The following is a 628-nucleotide window of genomic DNA, read 5'->3' as shown; positions in this document are numbered from 1 at the left end:
AACGAAAGGACATTACATATTACAGGATTACGTTTTACTTTAATGCAATAACCTTTCTTTTTCTCAATCCCCTCAAAGAGTGCCATAATATAAAGGTAACGGATAGTGAACGAAAACTCATCATGCGTTCCGAAGAAGATATTCAAGCTGGACGTATCTATACGCAGACAGAAGTAGATAAAATGGTAGAGGGATGGCTATGTTAGGAAAAGAAAAAGGTTGCAAGACTCAAAAGCATTTCGTAACTTTGCGCAAAACAGATTCATTATGAAAGCAAAAGAACCGACCGCTGCTTATTATACACCTTCGATGGTTCATGCTTTGCAGCGTAGCATTGCCAATCGTATTACTCACGAAACCAATCCGGAAAAGCTCTCCGAGATTAGCCGGATATTGGATGCTTCTTCCGAAAAAGAAAGTTTCGAAGCGCGTTATCAAAAAGCGAAGGAATTTGCGTACAAGCATTTTGACAAGGAATACATCCAATCGCTCGAAGCCCGGAACTTCTTAGTGGATGAACCGTTTCCTCTTCGGAATTACACCGATGAGGAATGGGAAAAAGAATTGGAACGGGCTGAAGAGGCAGGAGATGCCACGGATGAGGAAGTTGCTAAAATGTATTCAATAT

The 628-nt window shown here is 40.8% G+C and carries 2 protein-coding genes; both read left to right on the top strand.

The features are described 5' to 3' along the window. Positions 1-11 precede the first annotated feature (11 nt). Positions 12-206, top strand: a complete 195-nt coding sequence (locus B5F77_RS15925; RefSeq protein WP_239446396.1) for a hypothetical protein — start codon at positions 12-14, stop codon at positions 204-206. A gap of 61 nt (positions 207-267) precedes the next feature. Next, a partial coding sequence (locus tag B5F77_RS15480) for a hypothetical protein (RefSeq protein WP_087332356.1) occupies positions 268-628 on the top strand: 361 nt, incomplete at its 3' end.

It is taken from the genome of Parabacteroides sp. An277 (assembly GCF_002159645.1).
Lineage (GTDB): Bacteria > Bacteroidota > Bacteroidia > Bacteroidales > Tannerellaceae > Parabacteroides.
Note: the sequence above shows the minus strand (reverse complement) of the source record. Positions and strands in the feature narration are given on the sequence as shown.